This is a genomic window from Streptomyces sp. NPDC101166 (assembly GCF_044768125.1).
In the GTDB taxonomy this organism is placed as follows: Bacteria; Actinomycetota; Actinomycetes; order Streptomycetales; family Streptomycetaceae; genus Streptomyces.
The window spans coordinates 1-1,091 of sequence record NZ_JBIWPF010000305.1; the positions used below are offsets into that span (position 1 = coordinate 1).

1 protein-coding gene is annotated in these 1,091 nt (G+C 68.6%); it reads right to left on the minus strand.

The genetic code is table 11. The annotated features are described in order from the left end of the window. Positions 1-191: 191 nt before the first annotated feature. Positions 192-1,091 (minus strand): AAA family ATPase (locus ACIRS4_RS38650; protein WP_404205016.1); only part of this gene is annotated, 900 nt, incomplete at its 5' end.

The following is a 1,091-nucleotide window of genomic DNA, read 5'->3' on the forward strand; positions in this document are numbered from 1 at the left end:
CCGGACCCGGCGGATCCGGTGTCGGCGAGGGCGATCGGGAGCGGAGCGGCGAGTCCGACGGAGAGTCCGGCGGCCAGGACGGCAATGGAGCGCTTCATGGGGCCGGACGCTAGCGGCAACGCAATGGGACGCGCAGGTGTTTCACTCCGACATCGGGATGAATTCCCGCTGAGCGGGACACCGTAGCGAATCTACGACGTCGCGCCGACCAGGTTCTCCCCGCGCATCCGCTGCGAGATCACCTGCGTGATGCCGTCACCGCGCATGCTGACGCCGTAGAGGGCGTCGGCGATCTCCATGGTCGGCTTCTGGTGGGTGATCACGATCAGCTGGCTCTTCTCCCGCAGCTGCTCGAACAGTCCGATGAGCCGGCGCAGGTTGGTGTCGTCCAGCGCGGCCTCGACCTCGTCCATCACATAGAACGGCGAGGGCCGGGCGCGGAAGATCGACACCAGGAAAGCGACGGCGGCCAAGGACTTCTCGCCACCGGAGAGCAGCGACAGCCGCTTGACCTTCTTGCCCGGCGGGCGGGCCTCGACCTCGACGCCGGTGGTGAGCATGTCCGCGGGATTGGTGAGCAGCAGCCGCCCCTCACCGCCGGGGAACAGGCGGCCGAAGACGCCGGTGAACTCGCGTTCCACGTCCTCGTAGGCCTCGGTGAAGACCTGCAGGATGCGCTCGTCGACCTCGGCGACCACGTCGAGCAGGTCCTGGCGGGCCTTCTTGACGTCCTCGAGCTGGGTGTTGAGGAACGTGTAGCGCTCCTCGAGGGCCGCGAACTCCTCCAGCGCAAGGGGATTCACCTTGCCGAGGGTGACCAGGTCCTTCTCGGCGCGCTTGGCGCGGCGTTCCTGGGTGGCGCGGTCGTAGGGCATGGGCTGCGGTTCGCTGACCGTGTCGCCGCGCTCGCGGGCCTGCTCGTACTCGATCATCTCCAGCGCGGTGGGCGGCGTGGGGACGTCGGGGCCGTATTCGGCGATGAGGTCGTCGAGGCTGACGCCGAACTGTTCGGAGATGGTGGTCTCGACCTGTTCGATGCGCAGCGCGGCCTGGGCGCGGGCCACCTCGTCGCGGTGCACGGCGTCGGTGAG